This is a genomic window from Actinomadura formosensis (genome assembly GCF_050948385.1).
Lineage (GTDB): Bacteria > Actinomycetota > Actinomycetes > Streptosporangiales > Streptosporangiaceae > Spirillospora > Spirillospora formosensis.
In genome coordinates, this window is record NZ_CP192011.1 from 5760604 (window position 1) to 5779272 (window position 18669).

Here is an 18669-nt window from a genome sequence, read left to right on the forward strand (position 1 = left end):
GTCCGGGGGCCGCGGCCCGGACGCGTGCCGCGGCCCGGTGAGCCCACGCCGCGACGACGGTCGGTTCGACGGTCGCGGGCCCGGGTGACCTCGTGGTGTCGGTCACGAGGCGGCAGAGCCGCGGATCGGCGGGGGCGACCCCGTGGAAATGCTGCACGTAGGCCGTCCGGGCACGGTCATTGCATTGAGCATACGCGCAACATCGCGGCCGGGTGCCCCGATTGCCCAGGCTTGCTCCGCTTGCCGGAGTCACCGCGCGCCACTTCCGTCCCATCCCCGGCCGCGCGGGGCCGGGACGCTCCCGACCAGGGCGGACGGCTCAGAACAGGGCGGACTGCAGGGCGCGGCGGGCCTTGCCGACGCGCGGGTCGTCCGGCGGCAGCAGCTCGAACAGCGACAGCAGGTGCTTGCGGGCCGCGTCGCGGTCGTCGCCCGCGCTGCCGCGCACCGCGGCCAGCAGCCGGTCGAGCGCCGCGTCGATGCGGCCGGACACCATCTCCACGTCGGCCGCGCTGATCTGCGCCTGGACGTCGCCGGGCTTCTCGTTCGCCTCCTGGAGGGCGCGCTCGGGGTCCAGCGAGCCGACGCGCAGGCTCAGCTCGACGAGCACGAGGCCCTGCTTGGCCTGGGCGTCCCTCGGGTCGCCGGCGAGGATGCGCTCGAAGGACGCCTTGGCGGCGGGCAGGTCGCCGCGCTGCAGGGCGTCCTCGGCCTCGGCGTACACGGGGTCGACGGCGGGCGCGGCCCCGGCGGCGGGCTCCTCGCCCGGCGGGACGTCCGGCAGGATGCCCTCCTTGTGCAGCGCCTCGAAGAGCTGGTCGATGGCCTGGCGCACCTGCGGCTCGGGCGCCGCGCCGTTCAGGAACGGCAGCAGCTGCCCGGCGACGACCGCCGCCACGAACGGGATGCCGCGCACGCCCATCTGCTGCATGTACGCCGCGAGCTGCGGGTTGGCGTCGATGTCGACCTTCGCCAGGATCCACTTGCCGGCGGCCTCGGCGGCGAGCTTCTCCAGGATGGGGCCGAGCTGTTTGCACGGTCCACACCAGTCGGCCCAGAAGTCCACGAGGATGGGAACGGACTGCGACCGCTCCACGACCTCGGTGTTGAAAGTCTGGTCGGTGACGTCCACGACGTACTGGCCCGTGGCCCCGCCCGCCCCCGACGGCGCACCGCCGCCCTGGGCCCGGCGTTCCTGCTGCTTCCTTGTGGCCGCCTGGCGCGCCCCCAGGTCGATGGCCCCGTGCAACGAAAAGTCCCGAGAAGGCATAGGTCCATCCTGCCCCATGACCGCACCCGGCCGTACGCCCGTACGCTCCCAGCGGAGCGCGCCGCCGGGGCCGGCCGTCCGCCCCACCCCGCTCCGTGGCTATAAATCGGCAACTGTCCGCCTTTTACGAATTCTCACCTTCAACGCGGTAGGCAAAGAATCCAGGCGTCCTGCCGTAAAGGCAATAAGATTGCTGACAGCCATCACCAAGCCCGGTTATAGTCATGATGTCGATGCATCGCGGCTCGGCAAAAGCGGCCGGTGCCCGCCGAACGGCGGCCCGGCGCGCAGTCACCGTGTGGCGGGTTGGGGGACCCGGAGCCACCGGAACGTCCAGGCCGGCGCCGCGGCCGCATGACGAGCAACGGGGGGAACACTTGTGATCGCGGAGCATTCCGTGATCGTGGCCCGAGGAATGGGTGTCCGCCGCGGGGGGCGGTGGCTCCTGCGCCCGGTGACCTTCGGCGTATCCGAAGGCGTGGTCGGCCTGGCCGGTCCACCTGGTGCCGGTAAATCCACTCTGCTGGCCACGTTCGCGACCTTGCGCAGACCGAATACCGGCCTGCTGCACATTCTCGGACATGACATATCGAACGCCGCCGGGCTGCGCGCCGCGCGGGCCGGGATCGGCTACCTGCCCGCCCGGTTCTCCCGGACGGAGAACATGACGGCCGGCGAGTTCGTCGCGTACGCGGCGTACTACAAGCGGACGAGCGCGTCCGCCGCCCGCTCCATGGTGAAGCGGCTCGACCTCGCCGACGCCGCCGGGACGGAGCTGGCGCTGCTGCCGCCGGACGTCCGGCTGCGCGCCGGGCTCGCCGCCGCGTGCGTCCACGAGCCCGACCTGCTGCTCCTGGACGACCCGTTCGGCGAGCTGTGCGCCGCCGCCGAGCCGTGGCCCACCGGCGCCGCCGGTCCCGGCCGGGGCGCGCTCACGGCCGCCATGGCGGAGCTGATCCCGGTGCTGCGCTCGCTGGCGCCGGCGGTGATCGTCACCGCCGACGCCACCGACACGCTCACCGGCTGGTGCGACCGCCTGTTCACGCTGGCCCGCGGCAGGCTGAGCGAGCAGCCCACGCACTCGGCCGGCGCGCGGCGCGGCCGGTCCGCCGCCGACCGGCGCGGCGTCGGCGCCCGCGGACCGCGGGCCACCGACCCGCTGGGCCGCCGCCGCGACGATCCCACCGGCCGGCTGCGGGTGGACGTCGCCGAGCGCACGCGGGCGCGCCGTCCCGCGTCGCGGACCGTGCGGCCCGGCCCGGCCCGGCGGCGGCCCGCGCGGCTGCAACTGCCGCAGCTGCCGCAGCTGTCCCTGCCGCAGATGACGCAGATGAGGCAGCTGACAGGGCTGCGGGCGAGGCGCCCGCCCGCCGGGAGCGCCACCGGTGTCTGATCTCGGGCGGGTGCTCCGGCTGGACGCCCGCCGCACCGCGCTGCTGATCGCGGTGCCGGTCCTCATCGTGATCGGGGCGGCGGCGGCGATCCCGTCGCTGTACCCGTCGGCCGCCTACTGGGACAACACGGTCATCGCACTGGTCAACGCCGTCCGCTTTCTCGGCCCCGTCGCCGCGGGGCTCGCGGCGTGGGCGGCGGTCCGGGAACGCCCGCTCGACTACCTGCGCGACCTCACGGCCCGCTCGCCCGCCACCGGCGTGCTGTTCGACCTGCTGCTGCTGTCGTCCGCCGCGCTGGTCTCCTACGGCGCGGTCACGGTCCTCGTCGTCGCGGTCACCCTGGCGCAGCAGGAGGCCGGGCAGCCGCACCCGCTGGGCATGATCGCGGGTGCGGGCGCGCTCGTCCTGCACGTCGTCGTGGGCTATCTGATGGGGCGCGTCATCCCGAACCGCGCGACGGCCGCCCTGGCGTTCGGCATGACGTTGCTGTGGGCGGCGCTGCGCCTGCCCGGCGTGTCGTGGTGGAGCCTGCTGCCCCCCGCCGCGTTCCCCCGCATCGACCTGTTCACCACCCTGCGCCCCCGGGTGTTCGCCGACCAGGTGCTCTGGACGGCCGGGCTGACGGCCGTGCTGATCCTCGGCTACGTCCTGTGGGTGACGCGGCGGTTCCTGCTCGTCCTCCCCCTGGTCACCGCGCTGGCCGCGACCGTCACCGCGACGCTCGGCCTGCAGGGCTCCGGCGGCGGGACGGTCCGGGCCCTGCCCGCGCAGCCGGTGTGCAGGCAGTGGCCGGTGGTGGTCTGCGTGCACCCGGCGCTGCGGGAGGCGCTGCCCAACCTGATGGAGGCGGTCGTCCCCCTCGCCGCGCGGCTGAGCGGGACGCCCGGCGCGTTCACGAGGGTGGAGCAGCGTCCGTCCTGGATGCCCGTCTCAGTGGCGCACGGCGTCGCCTTCATCCACCTCGACGAGGACCTCTCCCCCGGCTACGCGGCCCGCGCGGCCCGGCAGATCAGCGACGCCCTCAAGGACTCCGGCACCTGCGCCGACGGCTACCGCGCGCTGGTCGACGCCTGGCTCCTCGGCGACGAACCCCCGTCCATCACCGACACACGCGCGGCGCGCCTCTTCGCGTCCTTGGGCGAATACCGCCGCCGCGCCTGGCTGAACCGGCACTTCACCGAGTACCGCACCTGCACCCTGGGCCCCGGCGACTTCCGGCCCGCGCCCTCCCGGCCGGCAAGGGGCAGCGCCCGCGGTCGCGGAGTCTCAGGCCGTCACGTGGCCGAGCCGGCGGCCGAGGAGGCCGCCTCCGCGGGCGTGGTCCAGTAGCGCTCCACCAGGAAGGGGGCCACGGGAAGGACGGCGGCGCCCAAGGCCAGGACGGTGCGCTTGAGGTCCCAGCCGAGCTGGTCGCGGACGATGAAGACCAGGCCGACGTAGGCCATGAACAGGACTCCGTGCACCGGGCCCAGCAACTGGACGCCCGCGGGCGCGCCCGCGCCGTACTTCAGCGGCATCGCGACCAGCAGCAGGAGAAGGAACGAGATCGCCTCGCCGATAGAGGCGAACCGGAAAACACGAATCATGTCCACGTCCCGTCAACGCCCGGTCTCCGGCCTGGGGTTTCGTCCCGCGCTATGGCCTTGATCACACCGGAGTCCACGCCGACCTCACCGGATCGGCAGATAGCGGACGGAGAAGCCGGGAAAGTGTCGGACATGGCCCGACCGAAGAACGACGCTCCCCGTACGTCGCCCCCCGAACGGTCCCGCGCCCCCCGGCGCGGCCTGCTCACCCCGGCAGTGCTGATCGTCGCGACGGTCGCACTGGTGCTGGTGGCGCAGCAGGCGCTGCGCGGGCTGCCGGGCTGGCTCGACCCGTTCGGCGAGGAGACGAAGGACCGCAGCGGGCCCGTCCTGCTGAAGTCGATCCGCGACCTGCACCGCTACGAGGCGGCGAGCGGCAGTTTCCAGGTCATCGTGGACCTGGAGAAGGACGCCAAGTTCCTGCCCGGGTCGCTGCGCGGCAAGCGGACGCTGTTCGTCGGCAACGGCACCGTCGACGCCTACGTGGACTTCTCCGGGCTCGCCGGCGGCGCCGTCAAGGTGAACAAGGACCGCACCGCCGCGACGATCACGCTCCCGCACGCCCAGTTGGAGAAGACCAACCTGGACCCGAAGACCAGCTACGTCTACGCCACCGAGCGGGGCCTCATCGACCGCTTCGGCGACTTCTTCAGCAGCAACCCGAACAACCAGCAGCAGCTTTACGTCCTGGCGTCCCAGAAGATCCAGACGGCCGCGGCCCAGAGCGGCCTGCAAGCGCGCGCGGACGCCAACGCCAAGACGATGCTGGAGAACATGCTCAAGGCGCTGGGCTTCACGACGGTGACCGTGCAGCCCAGCGGCCAGTGAGATTCGGCTAGGCCCTCGGGACGCGGAGGATGAGCGCGTCGCCCTGGCCACCGCCGCCGCAGAGGCCGGCGGCGCCGGTGCCGCCGCCGCGGCGCTTCAGCTCGTGGACGAGGTGCAGGACGATGCGGGCGCCGGACATGCCGACCGGGTGGCCGAGCGCGATCGCGCCGCCGTTGACGTTGACCTTCTCGGGGCCGACGCCGAGGTCGCGCATCGACTGGATGCCCACCGACGCGAACGCCTCGTTGATCTCGATGAGGTCGAGGTCGTCCACGGTGAGGCCCTCCTTGCCGAGGGCGTGCTCGATCGCGTTGGACGGCTGGGACTGCAGCGAGTTGTCCGGGCCGGCGACGTTGCCGTGCGCGCCGATCTCGGCGAGCCAGGTGAGCCCCAGTTCCTCCGCCTTGCTCTTGGACATCACGACGACGGCCGCGGCGCCGTCGGAGATCTGCGAGGACGACCCGGCGGTGATCGTCCCCTCCTTGCTGAACGCGGGGCGCAGCCGGGCGAGGCTCTCGGCCGTGGTGTCGCCGCGCACGCCCTCGTCCTTGGCGAACACGATCGGGTCGCCCTTGCGCTGTGTTCCGCCCCCATGGCTACGCCCCGCCACCCCCCAGGGAATCTCCACCGGGGCGATCTCGTCGTCGAACACGCCGTTCTTGATGGCCTCGGCGGCGCGCTGGTGGGAGCGGGCGGAGAACTCGTCCTGCTCGGCGCGGGAGATGCCCAGCTTGGCGTTGTGGCGCTCGGTCGACTCGCCCATGGAGACGGCGTCGAACGCGTCCGTGAGCGCGTCGTGGGCCATGTGGTCGAGGACCTCGACGGAGCCGTACTTGTAGCCGCCGCGCGACTTCGGCAGCAGGTGCGGGGCCTGGGTCATCGACTCCATGCCGCCCGCCACGACGATGTCGAACTCGCCCGCGCGGATCAGCTGGTCGGCGAGCGCGATCGCGTCCAGCCCGGACAGGCACACCTTGTTGATGGTGATCGACGGGACGCTCATCGGGATGCCCGCCTTGACCGCCGCCTGCCGGGACGGGATCTGGCCCGCGCCCGCCTGCAGCACCTGGCCGAGGATCACGTACTGCACCTGGTCGCCGGACACTCCGGCCCGCTCCAGCGCCGCCTTGATCGCGTGCGCGCCGAGATCGGCGGCGGAGAAGTCCTTCAGCGAGCCCATCAGGCGTCCGATGGGGGTGCGCGCTCCGGCGACGATCACGGAAGTGGCGGTCATATGGGGGCCTCCAGGGTGGTGCTGCGGCGACGTTTGCCACCATACCCAGGGGAACGTCGTTCGGTTCCGTTCGCCCCCGCCTGGCCGTCCGAGTAGGGAGAAAGCCCATGCTGACCCGTATCGACCACATCGGTATCGCCTGCCGCGATCTGGACGCGACCGTCGAGTTCTACAAGGCGACCTACGGTTTCACCGACGCGCACTTCGAGGTGAACGAGGAGCAGGGCGTCCGGGAGTGCATGCTCAAGATCAACGAGACGGGGGACGGTGCGGCGAGCTATCTGCAGCTCATCGAGCCGATCCGGGACGACTCGGCGGTGGCCAAGTGGATGGCGAAGAACGGCGAGGGCGTCCACCACATCGCGTTCGGGACGGACGGGGACGTCGCCGGGGAGGCGGCCGGCATCGCGGGCAGGGGCGTGCGGGTGCTGTACGACGCGCCGCGCCGCGGGTCCATGGGGTCCTTGATCAACTTTCTGCACCCCAAGGACTGCCACGGCGTGCTGACCGAACTCGTGCAGAAGCGCGCCGAGACGGATTGATCTTGCAGGTCCGGCGCTGCACGGAAGCGACCGGATCGTGACGTGTTCGATATCACGGCGGGCGGCGGCGGGGCACCGACCGCCGCTCTGTGACCGTTCCGCCACATTTGGTGCATTTGTGCCTCCGCACCTGGGCACCCGCAAACCTGTTACGTGTTCCAATAAAACGGACATTCCACGCAGCGCGTCCAGATGAGCCCCCAACACGGCAGCGTCCGGAGTACGCTTCATTCGCCGGAAGAGGTCTGAAGAGGTCTGGGGCACTGCGCCCGTTCACGCCAGGCGATCAACCGGTCCCCGGAACCCACCCGTAGCCCCGTCACATCAGGATTGAGCCACATGCAGTCCGACATCGACGCCCAGCTCAGCAACTTCTTTGAAGACACGCCCCCGCGCGAGTTCGACGTGGTGCTTCGCGGCTACGACCGGCACCAGGTCGACGAGCACATCAAGCAGCTCGACAACGAGGTGCGGCAGACCCGCGAGCAGACCCAGGCGCTGCAGCGAGAGCTGTCGGACGCCCATCGTCAGCTGCAGGAGCAGGAACGTCCCACCTACTCCGGCCTCGGCGCCCGCATCGAGCAGTTGCTGCGGCTCGCCGAGGAGCAGGCGACCGAGCTGGTGCAGGCCGCGCGCTCGGAGGCGAACGAGATCAAGGCCGCGGCCAAGGTCGACGCCGCCGAGCAACGCGCCACCGCCGAGAACGACGCCGCCGAGCTGCGCGCCAACGCCCAGCGTGAGGGCGACGACATGCGCAACGCGGCCGAGCGCGAGGCCGAGGAGGTGCGCACCTCCGCCCGCCGCGAGGCCGACGAGCTGACCTCCACCACCGAGCGCGAGGTCGCCAAGCTGCGCGCCACCGCCGACCACGAGGTCGCCGAGAAGCGGGCCAGCGCCGAGCGTGAGATCGCCAAGCTGCGCACCACCACCGAGCGCGAGGTCGCGCAGCTGCGCGCGTCCACCAAGCGCGAGCGGGACGAGATCCTCACCACGGCCAAGCGGCAGGCCGACGAGATGCGCGCCCAGGCGCAGCGCATCCTGGAGGAGAGCGAGGCCCAGCGCGCCCAGGCCGAGGCCGAGTTCGAGATCCAGCTCGCCGCCCGCCGCGAGGAGGCCGACCGGCAGGACGCCGAGCGCCACGCCGCCGCGCAGGCCGCGACCCAGAAGCTGGTCGCCGAGGCCGAGCAGCGCGCGGCGTCCGCCGAGCAGCGGGCCGCGAAGGCGACCCAGCAGGCCGAGCAGACCCGGCGCGAGGCCGACTCGCACGCCAAGCAGCTGATGGCCAACGCCCGCAAGAACTCCGACAACGTGATCGCCGAGGCCAAGGCGCAGGCCGAGCAGCTGCTCGCCGAGACCAAGGCCGAGGCCGACCGCGTCCGGACGGCGGCGCAGCGCCAGGTCGACGAGCTCACCCGGCAGCGCGACAGCATCACCAGCCACCTCAACCAGCTACGCCAGCTCATCGGCGGTGTCGCCCCGACGATGGGCGCCGAGCCCGAGCTGCCCGCGGCCCCGGAGAAGCCCGCGATCCCGGCGGCCGAGCCGAAGCCGGCCCCCAAGCAGCAGCCGGCCGCGAAGGCGGCGCCCGCCAAGCAGGCCCAGGCCAAGAAGTCCGAGGAGGACGACGAGGACTGGTGGCAGGAGTGACCCACTGAGATCGGCGTCGGGGAAAGCCTGGAGGCGGTGAACGCCTCTAGGCTTTCCTTCGTCTCACCACCGTGGAGCGGGGTCCGGCGGCCCCGCTCCGCGACAGGTGGGCGACCACGTCGCTTGGACGAGGCGGACGACGAAGGAGAGCGCCGTGCCCGACGAGACCTCCCGCGAGGACGAGCCGGAGACGGCACCCGGCCCGGACCGGCCGGAGACCCGCCACGGTGTTCCCGCCCCCGCGCCCCCCGCGGACGATGACGAGAGCGGCGGCGACGGCGAGACCGCCGGCGGTGCCGGGAGCGTCGCGCCGAGCGGTGCGCTGCGGCCCGAGGAGCAGGACGAGCCCGTGGGGGAACGCGACCCCGCGACCGGCGCGCCGGTCAGCCTGCCGCCGACACCGGCGTTCACCGAACGGGTCCCGCCCGAGCCCGGCACGCCCGACCCGGCGCACGACGTCGAGCAGCGCCGCCGCGAGGCGGGCGTCGACCACCGGTTCCCGTTCGGCCGGCCCGGGCAGCCGCTGGGCCGCGCCCACCCGTTCGTGTTCGGGTTCACCGCCGCCCTCGGCGTCATCACCGCGTGGATGCTGGTGAAGGCCGCCACGAACGCCAAATCGGTGATCGTGATGATCATCGTGGCGATGTTCCTCGCGGTCGGGCTCAACCCGGCGGTGGAGCGGCTGCGCAGGTTCGGGCTCCCGCGCAGCGCGGCGGTCGCCTCGGTGTTCCTGGTGGTGATCCTCTTCTTCGCGGGGTTCGTCGCCTCCCTCGTCCAGCCGGTGTCGGAGCAGGTCACCGAGCTGCGGCACAACATCCCCGAGTACGTCCAGCAGCTACAGGACAACCGGACGCTCGCCGACTGGGACAAGCGCTACGGGCTGCTGGACCGCGCCGAGAAGGCGGTGACCAGTGAAGACTTCCAGAAGAGCCTCACCGACACCGCCACCGGCATCGGCAAGGTCGCGATCAACGGCGTCTTCCAGACGATCACGATCCTGATCCTGACGCTGTACTTCCTCAGCTCGCTGCCGCAGATCAAGACGTTCTTCTACCAGCTCGCGCCGCGCTCCCGCAGAGCCCGCGTCGCCCTGCTCGGCGACGAGATCCTCGACCGGATCGGCGGATACGTCGCCGGGCAGTTCACGATCGCGTTCATCGCGGGCGTCTGCTCGTACATCTTCCTGTCGATCGTCGGGGTGAAGTACGCCCTCGCGCTGGCGCTGATCGTCGCGGTGACCGACCTGGTCCCGCTCGTCGGCGCGACGGTCGGCGCGGTGGTCGTGTGCCTGGTCGCGTTCCTGACCGGGGACCTCACCGACCTGATCGCCTGCGTGATCTTCTACGTGATCTACCAGCAGGTGGAGAACTACCTCGTGTATCCGCGGGTCATGAAGCGGACGGTCGACGTGCAGCCCGCGGTGACGATCGTGGCGGCGCTCGTCGGCGCGGCGCTGCTCGGCGTGATCGGCGCGCTGCTGGCGATCCCGACGGCGGCGGCGATCTCGCTGCTGATCCGGGAGGTCGTCATGCCGCGCCAGGAGACGCTCTAGCCGGACGGCTCAGCGGGCGGTCCGGGCGAGGGCGGCGGTGAACTCCGCCACCGCCTGGTTGAACAGGTCCGGCTGCTCGACCGCGCACAGGTGCCCGGCGCGCGGGAGGACCAGCAGTTCCGCGTCCGGCAGCGCGTCCGCCATGGCGCGGGCCTCGTCCTCGGTGGCGAGCGCGTCCTCGTCCCCGATCATGACGAGGCCCGGCACCCGGAGGCCGCGGAGCGCGTCGAACGCGTCGGCGCGGCCGGCCATGGCGCGCTGCGCCCACGCGGCGGCGGACGGCGGCGTGGCCTGGACGAGCCCGCGCACCCGCCCGTAGATCAGCGCACGCTGCCGGTGCGTGGTGGGGCCGACGAGGCCGGGCAGCACGTCGTCCACGAGGACCTGCGGGCTGCCTTCGCGGTCGAGCCGTTCGGCCTGCCGGAGCCGGTTCGCCCGGGCTGCCTCGGTGTCGGCGGCGGCGCGGGTCGCGGCGAGCACGAGGCCGAGGACGAGATCGGGGTGGCGGCGGCACAGCGCCATCGCGACGTACCCGCCCATGGACAGGCCGCAGACGACGGCGCGCCGCACGCCGAGGTCACGGAGCATGCGGGCGACGTCGTCGGCCATCACGTCGATCGAGGGGGCGTCGTCGCCGAGCACGGAGCCGCCGAAGCCGCGCATGTCCGGGGTGATGATCCGGAACCGCCCCGCGAGTCCCTCCCGCTGGGCGAGCCACATCGCCGAGGACAGCGGGAAGGCGTGCAGCAGAACAAGCGGCGTGCCGGTGCCGACATCCCTGGCGTACAGCTGCACGGTCATGGGCGGTCCTCCCGGTGGGCATCCACGAAGAGAATCCTTACCCGCTACGGTGCCGGGTGGGACGGGAGTGGCCGCGATCGGCCGCGTGAGGTTACCTGTCCGGTTCGTCCCATTCGGTGGGGAGCGGGTAGGCGGCGGGCGCGACCCGCCGGACGATCTCGTTCAGGACTCTCCGGACATACGGCTCACCCACCCAGAGATGCTTGGCGTTGTCCACCGCGACAACCTCGGCCTGCGGGACGCGCTTGAACCGCTCCCACGCCTCCGCCGGACGCAGATAGTCGTCGAACTCGGGGACGAGCGCGATCACGGGGCGCCCGTCGGCGGCCCACCCGTCCAGGTCGGCGTCGCCGGCGCGTTTCAGCGGCGGGGACAGCAGGATCACGCCCTCGACGAGCGGGTCCCGGCCCCACTTGAGCGCCAGTTCGGTGCCGAACGACCAGCCGAGCAGCCAGGGCCGCGGCAGGTCGTGGTACTCGGTGAACTCCAGCGCCGCCGCCACGTCGTACCGCTCGGTCTCCCCCTCGCCGAACTCACCCTCGCTGGTGCCGCGCGCCGAGGTCGTCCCCCGCGTGTTGAACCGCAGCACGGCCAGGTCGGCGAGCGCGGGCAGCCGGTAGGACGCCTTGCGCAGGACATGGCTGTCCATCATGCCCTCGGCGGTCGGCAGGGGGTGCAGGCAGACCAGCGTCGCGACCGGCGGCCGCTCCGGCGGCAGCGCCAGCTCCCCGACCAGCCTCAGCCCGTCGGACGTGTGCAGCGTGATCTCCTCGCGCCGCGCCGGCAGCACCGTCGATGCCCTGATCTCCGCCATGGGTCTCCTTCGAGTCGTTCTGGGGGTGCCCCGCCGCGGCTAGTACCGGGGGGCGTTGCGCGACCGCATGACGCGGGGCGCCCGGCGGGCGCGGGCCTGCCAGCAGGGCCGGTGCCAGTGCCGCCGGTCGTCGCCGCCCCCGTCGTCGGCCCGCCAGGCGACGACGTGCGCGACGCCCGGCGGGATCTCCTGGTCGCATCCGGGACACCGGTACGCCTTGGTGGCGGCCGCCCCGGCGATGGCCCGGACGATCCACTCGCCGTCCGGCCCCTCCTCGGTCCGCTGAGCCCACGACCCGCCGCCGCCTTTGGACGGACGTCCGGACGCGGCACGGCGGTTCTTGCGGGGGCTCATGCTCAGAGGATATTCAGCGCAGCGGCCTTCCCGCGGTCACGTGCTCGACGAGCAGGGGCGCGGGGGCCAGGGCGGGCTCGCGGGTCTCGGCGTGCAGGGCGCGCAGGACGGTGACGGCGCGGCCGAGGCCGAGGCGGTCGAGGTCGGCGATCGGGCCGGTGGGGTAGCCGCAGCCCAGCATCATCGCGGCGTCGATCGAGTCGGCGTCGGCGTAGCCGGCGCCGAGCATGGCGGCGGCGTCGTTCAGGTAGGGGAAGCGCAGGGCGTCCACGATGAACCCGGCGCGGTCGCGGCACCGGACGACGGTGAGCCCGAGGCGTTCGAGCAGGACGGCGGCGCGGTCGGCGACGGCCGGGCCGGTCGCGACCGTGGCGGCGAGTTCGGCGAGCGTGCCGGCCGGGTCGGGCAGGTGCAGCCCGACGACGTCGGCGGGACGTCCGACGGCCATGGCCTGCTCGATCACCGAGCCGCCCACGGAGGTGACGGCCAGTACCGCGTCCGGCTTGGCGGCCTGCGCGGCGGCCGGCAGCAGCGCCCGCGCGGCCTCGGCGTCCTCCGCCGCCTCGATGATCAGATCGCATTCGGCGAGTGCGGCGGCGGAGTCGCGGACCTGGCCGCCCGCGCGGTCGCACAGCGCGGCGATCGCGTCCGCGAGCGGGCCGACGCCGACGACGCCGACGACCGGCGGCGTCCCCTCCGCCGTCCGGGCCTCGGCGGTCCCGGACCTGTCGTAGGAGTAGAAGCCGCGGCCGGACTTGCGTCCGAGCAGCCCGGCGGTGACGAGTTCGCGCAGCAGCGGGGAGGCGGCGTGGCGCCGGTCACGGGACTCGGCGTAGATCGCCTCCAGCACCTCAAGGCAGGTGTCGAGGCCGATCAGGTCCATGAGGGTGAACGGGCCCATCGGCAGGCCGGCGCCCGTCTTCATCGCGGTGTCGATGTCGTCGCGGGTCGCGTGCCCGGACTCCAGCATGCCGGCGGCCTGGTTCAGGTAGCCGAACAGCAGCCGGTTGGCGACGAACCCGGCGCGGTCGCCGATCGTGACCGGGGTCTTGCCGAGGCCCTTCACCAGGTCGGCGACGCGGGTCACGGCCTCCGGCTCGGTCAGCACGGTCCCGATGACCTCGACCAGCTTCATCACCGGCGCCGGGTTGAAGAAGTGCACCCCGACGATCTTGGTGGGACGTCCGGTGGTGGCCGCGATGTCGGTGACCGACAGCGACGAGGTGTTCGTGGCCAGCACGGCGTCGTCCCGGCACACCCGGTCCAGCTCGGCGAAGACCTTGCGCTTGAGGTCGAGCCGCTCGGGGACGGCCTCGATCACGAGGTCGCAGCCGCCCAGATCGGCGAAGTCGGTGGAGAGCGTGATCCGGCCGAGGATCTCCCGCTGCGCGTCCTCGGTGAGCTTGCCGCGCTTGACCGCCCGTCCGGTGGAGCCCGCGAGGTTGCCGCGCCCGCGCTCCAGCGCGTCCTGGTTCACCTCGATGCCGACCACCGCGAGGCCGCCGCGCGCCAGCACCTCGGCGATGCCCGCGCCCATCGTGCCCAGTCCGACGACCCCGACCCTGCTGAACGAACCCTCAGTCATGCTTGGCAGTCTTGCAGAGCGCTCACGCACCGCCGATGCCGGGTACGACGGGGGAGAGCGCCTCCGGACAGGACGCCGCCCCGGAGAACATGCCCGCCCGGACGCCGCCGCTCGGCGTGTTGCCCAAGGGCATTCCGCATGGGCAACACGCCGCGGGTGGAGGTCAGCAGTCGCGGAGTTCGGGTGACTGGTTGAGGATCTGCTCGCGGGGGGTCACGAAGGTGCGGTGGGCGGCGGAGCCGGCGGCGGGGAAGACGGCGACGCGGTGGCAGTTCTGGAACGCCAGCCGCACGCCGAAGTGGCGCTCCAGCGCGCCGCGCATGGCGTCGCTCGCGAGGACGCGGAGAAGCTGGCCGCGGGCCTGCTCGTCCGGCGGCGGGGTGAGGTTGTCGGCGAAGTCGCCGCCGTCCACCTGGAGCCGGGCCACCAGGCCGCTGATCATGTCCCACGCGTACGGGAGGGACGTCCTGATGCACTCGACGAAGGCCGCGTCGCCGACCTCGCCCTTCTGTGCCGTCTCTAGCAGTTCCGGAGTCACGTCGAGAGACATGCGTGGGGATCCTTTCGCCGGTGGAGGATGAACACCCACCGGCGACGCTAATCACGGCATCCGCGGAATTCCAGACTTGACAAAGATTATCATTCCGCTAGGCGCGGGCCCCCGGCCGATCCCCGCCCGGCCGGGGGCCCGCGTCATCGCGCGGGCGCCGCTCCGTGGCGGCGCGGCCGGTGCACGGCGAAGCGCTCGGCGCGCTCGGCCCAGAACTCGCGGGCCCTGCGGGCCAGCCGGGCGTCCCGCTCGACCCCGGCCCGCGCCCGCATCTCCCGGGCCCGCTCGTTCATGATCGACTGCATGATGTCGTGGTGGTACACGGCCCCTCCTGGATGTTCCGGGCCGATCGGCACGGCCCGACATCCAACAGACTCGCTCTAAGGTCCGCGGCCCCACATCGGCAGCACGCCTTAGTTCTCGGGCGGACACGTCTTAGCCTTGGCACCGTCACACCCGGACGGTCTTAGGCCCCCGCTCGTCCCCGGGCTCGGGAAGGGCTTCGCCCTCCAGGGCCACATGCGGGACGGCACGGTCGAGCACGCGCGGGAACCACCAGGCGGCGCGGCCGAGCAGCGCCATCACGGCGGGGACGAGGCCCATCCGCACGACGAACGCGTCCACGGCGACGCCGACCGCGAGCGCGAACCCGATCGGCTGGACGATCGGGTCGTGCCCGGCGACGAACCCGCCGAACACCGCGATCATGATGAGGGCGGCGGCGGTGACGACGCGTCCGCCGGCGGCGAACCCGGTGACGACGGCCTCGCGCGGCCCGGCGCCCCTGGCGTGCTCCTCCCGCATCCGCGACACCAGGAACAGCTGGTAGTCCATCGCGAGACCGAACAGCACGCTGATCAGCAGGATCGGCAGGAAGCTGACGATCGGCCCGGTCTTCGGGACCGGGACGACATCGGTCAGCCATCCCCACTGGTAGACGGCGACGACGGCGCCGAGGGACGCGGCCACGCTCAGCAGGAACCCGGCGACGGCCTTGACCGGCACCAGCACCGACCGGAACGCCAGCGCCAGCAGCAGCAGCGAGGCGACGGTGATCGCCGCGACGAACGGCGGCAGCGCGTCGCCGAGCTTCTGCGAGATGTCGATGTTCGCGGCGGTCGTGCCGGTGACGGCGACGCCCGGGACGTCCCGCATGGCCTCGACCAGGTGCTGCGTGGCCTCGGTGTCGGGGCCGTGCTTCGGGATGACGGGCAGCGCGGTCGTCCGCCCGTCGGCGGACGTGCTCGGCGGCAGGAGGGTCGCGACGTCCGGCAGCGCGCCGATCCGCCCGGCGGCCCGCCGCGCCTCGGCGGGACCGCCGTTCACGACGGCGATCAGCGGGCCGTTGAAGCCGGGCCCGAACCCCTCGGCCGTCAGGTCATGGGCGCGGCGGGCGCTGGTGTCGCCGGCGTAGGAGCCGCCGCCGGGCAGCCCGAGCCGCAGGTCCTGTGCCGGGACGGCCATGATCCCGGCGACGGCGAGCCCGGCCAGCAGGACGGGCAGCGGGCGCCGCACGACGAACCGGGCCCAGCGCCGGCCGGCGCCGCCGTCCCGGACGTCCCCGCGCAGCCCCGGCACCCGCAGCCGGGTGACGGCGCGGCCGGCGAAGCCGAGCAGCGCGGGCAGCAGCGTGAGCGCGGCCAGCACCGCGACGATCACCGCGCCGGCCGCCGCGAGGCCCATGACGGTGAGGAACGGGACGCCCGCGACCGCGAGCCCGGCCAGCGCGACCACGACCGTGGCGCCGGCGAACACGACCGCGCCGCCCGCGGTGCCGACCGCGAGCGCGGCGGCGTCCTCGGGTTCGTGGCCGGCGGCGAGGTTCTGCCGGTGCCGCGACAGCACGAACAGCGCGTAGTCGATCCCGACGGCCATCCCGATCATCAGCGCGAGCACCGGCGCGGTCGAGATGATCTCCAGCGGACCGGCGAGCAGGAAGAGCCCGGCCATTCCCACGCCGACGCCGGCGAGCGCGCTGAGCAGCGGCAGCCCGGCGGCGACCAGCGATCCGAACGTGATCAGCAGGACGACGACCGCGACACCGACGCCGACGGTCTCCGCACCGCCGACCTCGACCTTCGGCGTGAACGCGTCCCCGCCGAACTCGACCTGGAGCCCGGCGTCCCGGGCGGGGGCCGCCGCGTCCCGCACCCCGTCGAGCGCGGCGTCGTCCACCTCGCCCTTCGGGTGGGCGAACACGACCTGGACGAGCGCGATCCGCCCGTCCGGCGACACCGCCCGCGCGGCGAACGGGTCGACGGCCCGGGCCACGCCCGGCACCTGCCCCGCCCTTTCCACGACCGGCCGCACGCCCCCCGGGTCGAGCCGCTGTCCCTTGGGGGCGGCGAGCACGACCGTCCCGGACGCGTCCGCGTACTCGGGCAGGGTGCCGGAGATGCGGTCGAGCGTCTTCTGCGCCTCCGTGCCGGGTACCCGGAACTCCTCGCTCGGCGTGCCCGCGAAGGCCGCGGCCGCTCCCCCGAGCGCGGCGAGCAGCGCCAGCCAGATCGCCAGCACCGCGACGCGGCGGCGGTAGGCGAGCCGTCCGGTCCGCTGCAGCAGGTTCGTCATGTGGTCGTCCCCCTCGGTTTCGGCACAACGGAAACGACTGTACGACCGACTTTGTCACTTGAACAAGTCGATCGACAAAGTTAGGTCCGCCGTCCCGCCGCGGCCTCGGTATCCTTGGGCGCCATGGCGCACGTCCCCGCCGCCGAGCGGCGTCCCCAGCTCATCGAAGCCGCGATCGACCTGATCGCGCGCAAGGGGGTGGAGGCCGCCAGCACCCGGGCCATCGCGGCCGAACTGGGGGTCGCGCAGGCCACCGTCCACTACACGTTCGGCACCAAGCGCGAGCTGTACGGCGCGGTCATCGACCGGCTCGCCGGCGAGATGATCGACCGGGTCTGCGCCACCGCCCCCGACGAGGCCGCCCCCGGAAAGGAGGGCTTCGCCGAATCCGTGCGGCTCATGGCGTGGGCGCTGTGGGACGCCTGCAACGAGCGTCCCGGCCGCTACCAGGTCTTCGACGAGCTGATGAGCTACGGCCTGCGCGACCCCGACATCCGCGAGACACTGCGCGCCCACCAGTACGCCATGGAGCGCACCGCCGCCGACCTGGTGACCGGGCTCGCCGAGCGGACCGGCGTCACCCTCGCCACGGGCACCGAGGCGATCGCCCGCTTCTTCCTCAACGGCTTCGACGGCCTGGTCACCCGGCACCTCATCGCCGGCGACGACGTCTACCGCGCCGACCTCGACCGCCTGATCGACGCCGTCATCATCCTGGCCTTCGGCTGAGCGCCCGCGCCCCCGCGCTCCGCGCACTAAGGTGAGGCAGCGTGCGTCTCGTTATCGCCCGCTGCAGCGTCGACTACGCCGGCAAGCTCACCGCCCACCTGCCGATGGCTCCCCGCCTGATCCTGATCAAGGCGGACGGGAGCGTGAGCATCCACGCCGACGACCGCGCCTACAAGCCCCTGAACTGGATGAACCCGCCCTGCTCACTGCGCGAGGAGAGCCACGAGGAGAACGGCGCCATCGCGCGCTGGACGGTCACGCACGGCAAGTCGGGCGAACGGCTCATCCTCACGATCGAGGAGATCCTGCACGACACCAGCCACGAACTCGGCATCGACCCCGGCCTGCGGAAGGACGGCGTGGAGGCGCACCTCCAGGAGCTGCTGGCCGAGCACATCACCACGCTCGGGGACGGCTACACCCTGATCCGCCGCGAGTTCCCCACCGCGATCGGCCCGGTCGACATCCTGTGCCGGGACGCCGACAGCGCCACGGTCGCGATCGAGATCAAACGCCGCGGCGAGATCGACGGTGTCGAGCAGCTCACCCGCTACCTGGAGCTGCTCAACCGGGACCCGCACCTCGCGCCCGTCCGCGGCGTGTTCGCGGCCCAGGAGATCAGGCCGCAGGCCCGCGTCCTCGCCACCGACCGCGGGATCGACTGCGTCACCCTCGACTACGACGCCCTACGCGGAATCCAGCACGAGGGCACCCTCTTCTGACGTGCCGTCAGAAGAGGGTGCTCATCCAGGCCGGCAAGCTCCGGGCGCGGCGTCTCGGCGTCGATGAGTGCGACGCGCCCGTCAGCCGAGCCAGTGGCCGTCGCGCCCAGCGCCTACCGTCGCCGCGCGGCGACGGTAGGCGCTGGGCGGCATGCCGACCAGCTCGGTGAAACACGTGCTGAACGTGCCCGGCGACGAGCAGCCGACCGCGAAGCAGACCTCGGTGACGCTGAGGTCGTCGCGCCACAGCAGCGCGGCGGCGCGCTCGATGCGGCGCGCCATCAGGTACGCGTACACCGACCCGCCGTACGCCTGCCGGAACCGGCGGCCCAGCTGCCCGGCCGACATGTGGACGCCGCGCGCGAGCGCCTCGACGTTCAGCGGCCGCGCGTACTCGCGGTCGATCCGGTCGCGGACGCGCCGCAGCCGCGCCAGGTCGTCCAGGCGCCGCGCCTCGGTGCGGGCGCGGCCCCACTCGGGACGGCACATG

19 protein-coding genes are annotated in these 18669 nt (G+C 72.9%); 8 read left to right on the top strand and 11 right to left on the bottom strand.

The genetic code is table 11. The features are described from left to right. Positions 1-319: 319 nt before the first annotated feature. On the bottom strand, positions 320-1270 hold the full coding sequence (locus ACQP1N_RS27125; protein ID WP_433227448.1) for a tetratricopeptide repeat protein: 951 nt from the start codon (positions 1268-1270) through the stop codon (positions 320-322). 415 nt (positions 1271-1685) lie between these two features. Between ACQP1N_RS27125 and ACQP1N_RS27130 the strand changes: the two genes are divergently transcribed. Then, positions 1686-2663, top strand: a complete 978-nt coding sequence (locus ACQP1N_RS27130) for an ATP-binding cassette domain-containing protein (protein ID WP_433232819.1) — start codon at positions 1686-1688, stop codon at positions 2661-2663. After that, a complete protein-coding gene (locus tag ACQP1N_RS27135) occupies positions 2656-3993 on the top strand; it encodes a hypothetical protein (RefSeq protein WP_174548887.1) in 1338 nt (445 codons plus the stop codon). The genes ACQP1N_RS27130 and ACQP1N_RS27135 overlap by 8 nt, the downstream gene beginning before the upstream one ends. Here the strand turns inward: ACQP1N_RS27135 and ACQP1N_RS27140 are convergent. Then, positions 3939-4250: a DUF3817 domain-containing protein gene (locus tag ACQP1N_RS27140; RefSeq protein WP_131732859.1), complete on the bottom strand. Its 312-nt coding sequence runs from the start codon at positions 4248-4250 to the stop codon at positions 3939-3941. The two genes, ACQP1N_RS27135 and ACQP1N_RS27140, sit on opposite strands and share 55 nt — an antisense overlap. A 132-nt stretch (positions 4251-4382) precedes the next feature. On the opposite strand from ACQP1N_RS27140, the gene ACQP1N_RS27145 reads away from it, so the two are divergent. Then, a complete protein-coding gene (locus tag ACQP1N_RS27145) occupies positions 4383-5078 on the top strand; it encodes a DUF4230 domain-containing protein (protein ID WP_067803048.1) in 696 nt (231 codons plus the stop codon). A 7-nt stretch (positions 5079-5085) separates the two neighbouring features. Here the strand turns inward: ACQP1N_RS27145 and ACQP1N_RS27150 are convergent, their stop codons facing one another. After that, a complete protein-coding gene (locus ACQP1N_RS27150; protein ID WP_207394152.1) occupies positions 5086-6312 on the bottom strand; it encodes an acetyl-CoA C-acetyltransferase in 1227 nt (408 codons plus the stop codon). Between the two features lie 107 nt (positions 6313-6419). Here ACQP1N_RS27150 and mce point away from each other — a divergent pair, with 107 nt between their 5' ends. The 3 genes from mce to ACQP1N_RS27165 all read left to right on the top strand — a co-directional run bounded on the left by mce (position 6420) and on the right by ACQP1N_RS27165 (position 10053). Further along, complete coding sequence (mce, locus tag ACQP1N_RS27155) at positions 6420-6854, top strand: methylmalonyl-CoA epimerase (protein ID WP_433227449.1); 435 nt, start codon at positions 6420-6422, stop codon at positions 6852-6854. Positions 6855-7193: 339 nt separating this feature from the next. Next, complete coding sequence (locus ACQP1N_RS27160; protein WP_433227450.1) at positions 7194-8501, top strand: DivIVA domain-containing protein; 1308 nt, start codon at positions 7194-7196, stop codon at positions 8499-8501. A 154-nt stretch (positions 8502-8655) separates the two neighbouring features. Next, positions 8656-10053, top strand: coding sequence for an AI-2E family transporter (locus tag ACQP1N_RS27165; protein ID WP_433227451.1), 1398 nt, complete (start codon positions 8656-8658; stop codon positions 10051-10053). A gap of 9 nt (positions 10054-10062) precedes the next feature. On the opposite strand, the gene ACQP1N_RS27170 is transcribed toward ACQP1N_RS27165, so the two are convergent. From ACQP1N_RS27170 to ACQP1N_RS27200, 7 genes are all read right to left on the bottom strand, one after another. Continuing rightward, a complete protein-coding gene (locus ACQP1N_RS27170) occupies positions 10063-10854 on the bottom strand; it encodes an alpha/beta fold hydrolase (RefSeq protein ID WP_433227452.1) in 792 nt (263 codons plus the stop codon). Between the two features lie 91 nt (positions 10855-10945). Beyond that, positions 10946-11668, bottom strand: coding sequence for an alpha/beta hydrolase (locus ACQP1N_RS27175; protein WP_433227453.1), 723 nt, complete (start codon positions 11666-11668; stop codon positions 10946-10948). A gap of 39 nt (positions 11669-11707) precedes the next feature. Continuing rightward, positions 11708-12022: an ATP/GTP-binding protein gene (locus ACQP1N_RS27180; protein WP_433227454.1), complete on the bottom strand. Its 315-nt coding sequence runs from the start codon at positions 12020-12022 to the stop codon at positions 11708-11710. A 13-nt stretch (positions 12023-12035) separates the two neighbouring features. After that, entirely contained in the window at positions 12036-13607 is a 1572-nt protein-coding gene (locus ACQP1N_RS27185; RefSeq protein WP_433227455.1) for a 3-hydroxyacyl-CoA dehydrogenase family protein, read from the bottom strand. Positions 13608-13770: 163 nt separating this feature from the next. Continuing rightward, positions 13771-14157 (bottom strand): SCO5389 family protein, encoded by a 387-nt coding sequence (locus tag ACQP1N_RS27190; RefSeq protein WP_433227456.1) that lies wholly within the window; start codon positions 14155-14157, stop codon positions 13771-13773. Positions 14158-14300: 143 nt separating this feature from the next. Beyond that, positions 14301-14480 carry a hypothetical protein gene (locus tag ACQP1N_RS27195; RefSeq protein WP_433227457.1) on the bottom strand — a complete coding sequence of 60 codons (180 nt, stop codon included), beginning with the start codon at positions 14478-14480 and terminating at the stop codon, positions 14301-14303. 127 nt (positions 14481-14607) lie between these two features. Continuing rightward, positions 14608-16728 carry an MMPL family transporter gene (locus ACQP1N_RS27200; protein WP_067803069.1) on the bottom strand — a complete coding sequence of 707 codons (2121 nt, stop codon included), beginning with the start codon at positions 16726-16728 and terminating at the stop codon, positions 14608-14610. A 123-nt stretch (positions 16729-16851) separates the two neighbouring features. Between ACQP1N_RS27200 and ACQP1N_RS27205 the strand changes: the two genes are divergently transcribed. Both ACQP1N_RS27205 and nucS read left to right on the top strand, forming a co-directional pair. Continuing rightward, complete coding sequence (locus tag ACQP1N_RS27205; RefSeq protein WP_067803072.1) at positions 16852-17457, top strand: TetR/AcrR family transcriptional regulator; 606 nt, start codon at positions 16852-16854, stop codon at positions 17455-17457. 41 nt (positions 17458-17498) lie between these two features. Further along, a complete protein-coding gene (gene nucS, locus ACQP1N_RS27210) occupies positions 17499-18179 on the top strand; it encodes an endonuclease NucS (protein WP_067803074.1) in 681 nt (226 codons plus the stop codon). An 81-nt stretch (positions 18180-18260) separates the two neighbouring features. On the opposite strand, the gene ACQP1N_RS27215 is transcribed toward nucS, so the two are convergent. Further along, positions 18261-18668 carry a helix-turn-helix transcriptional regulator gene (locus ACQP1N_RS27215; protein WP_433227458.1) on the bottom strand — a complete coding sequence of 136 codons (408 nt, stop codon included), beginning with the start codon at positions 18666-18668 and terminating at the stop codon, positions 18261-18263. Position 18669: the final 1 nt, after the last annotated feature.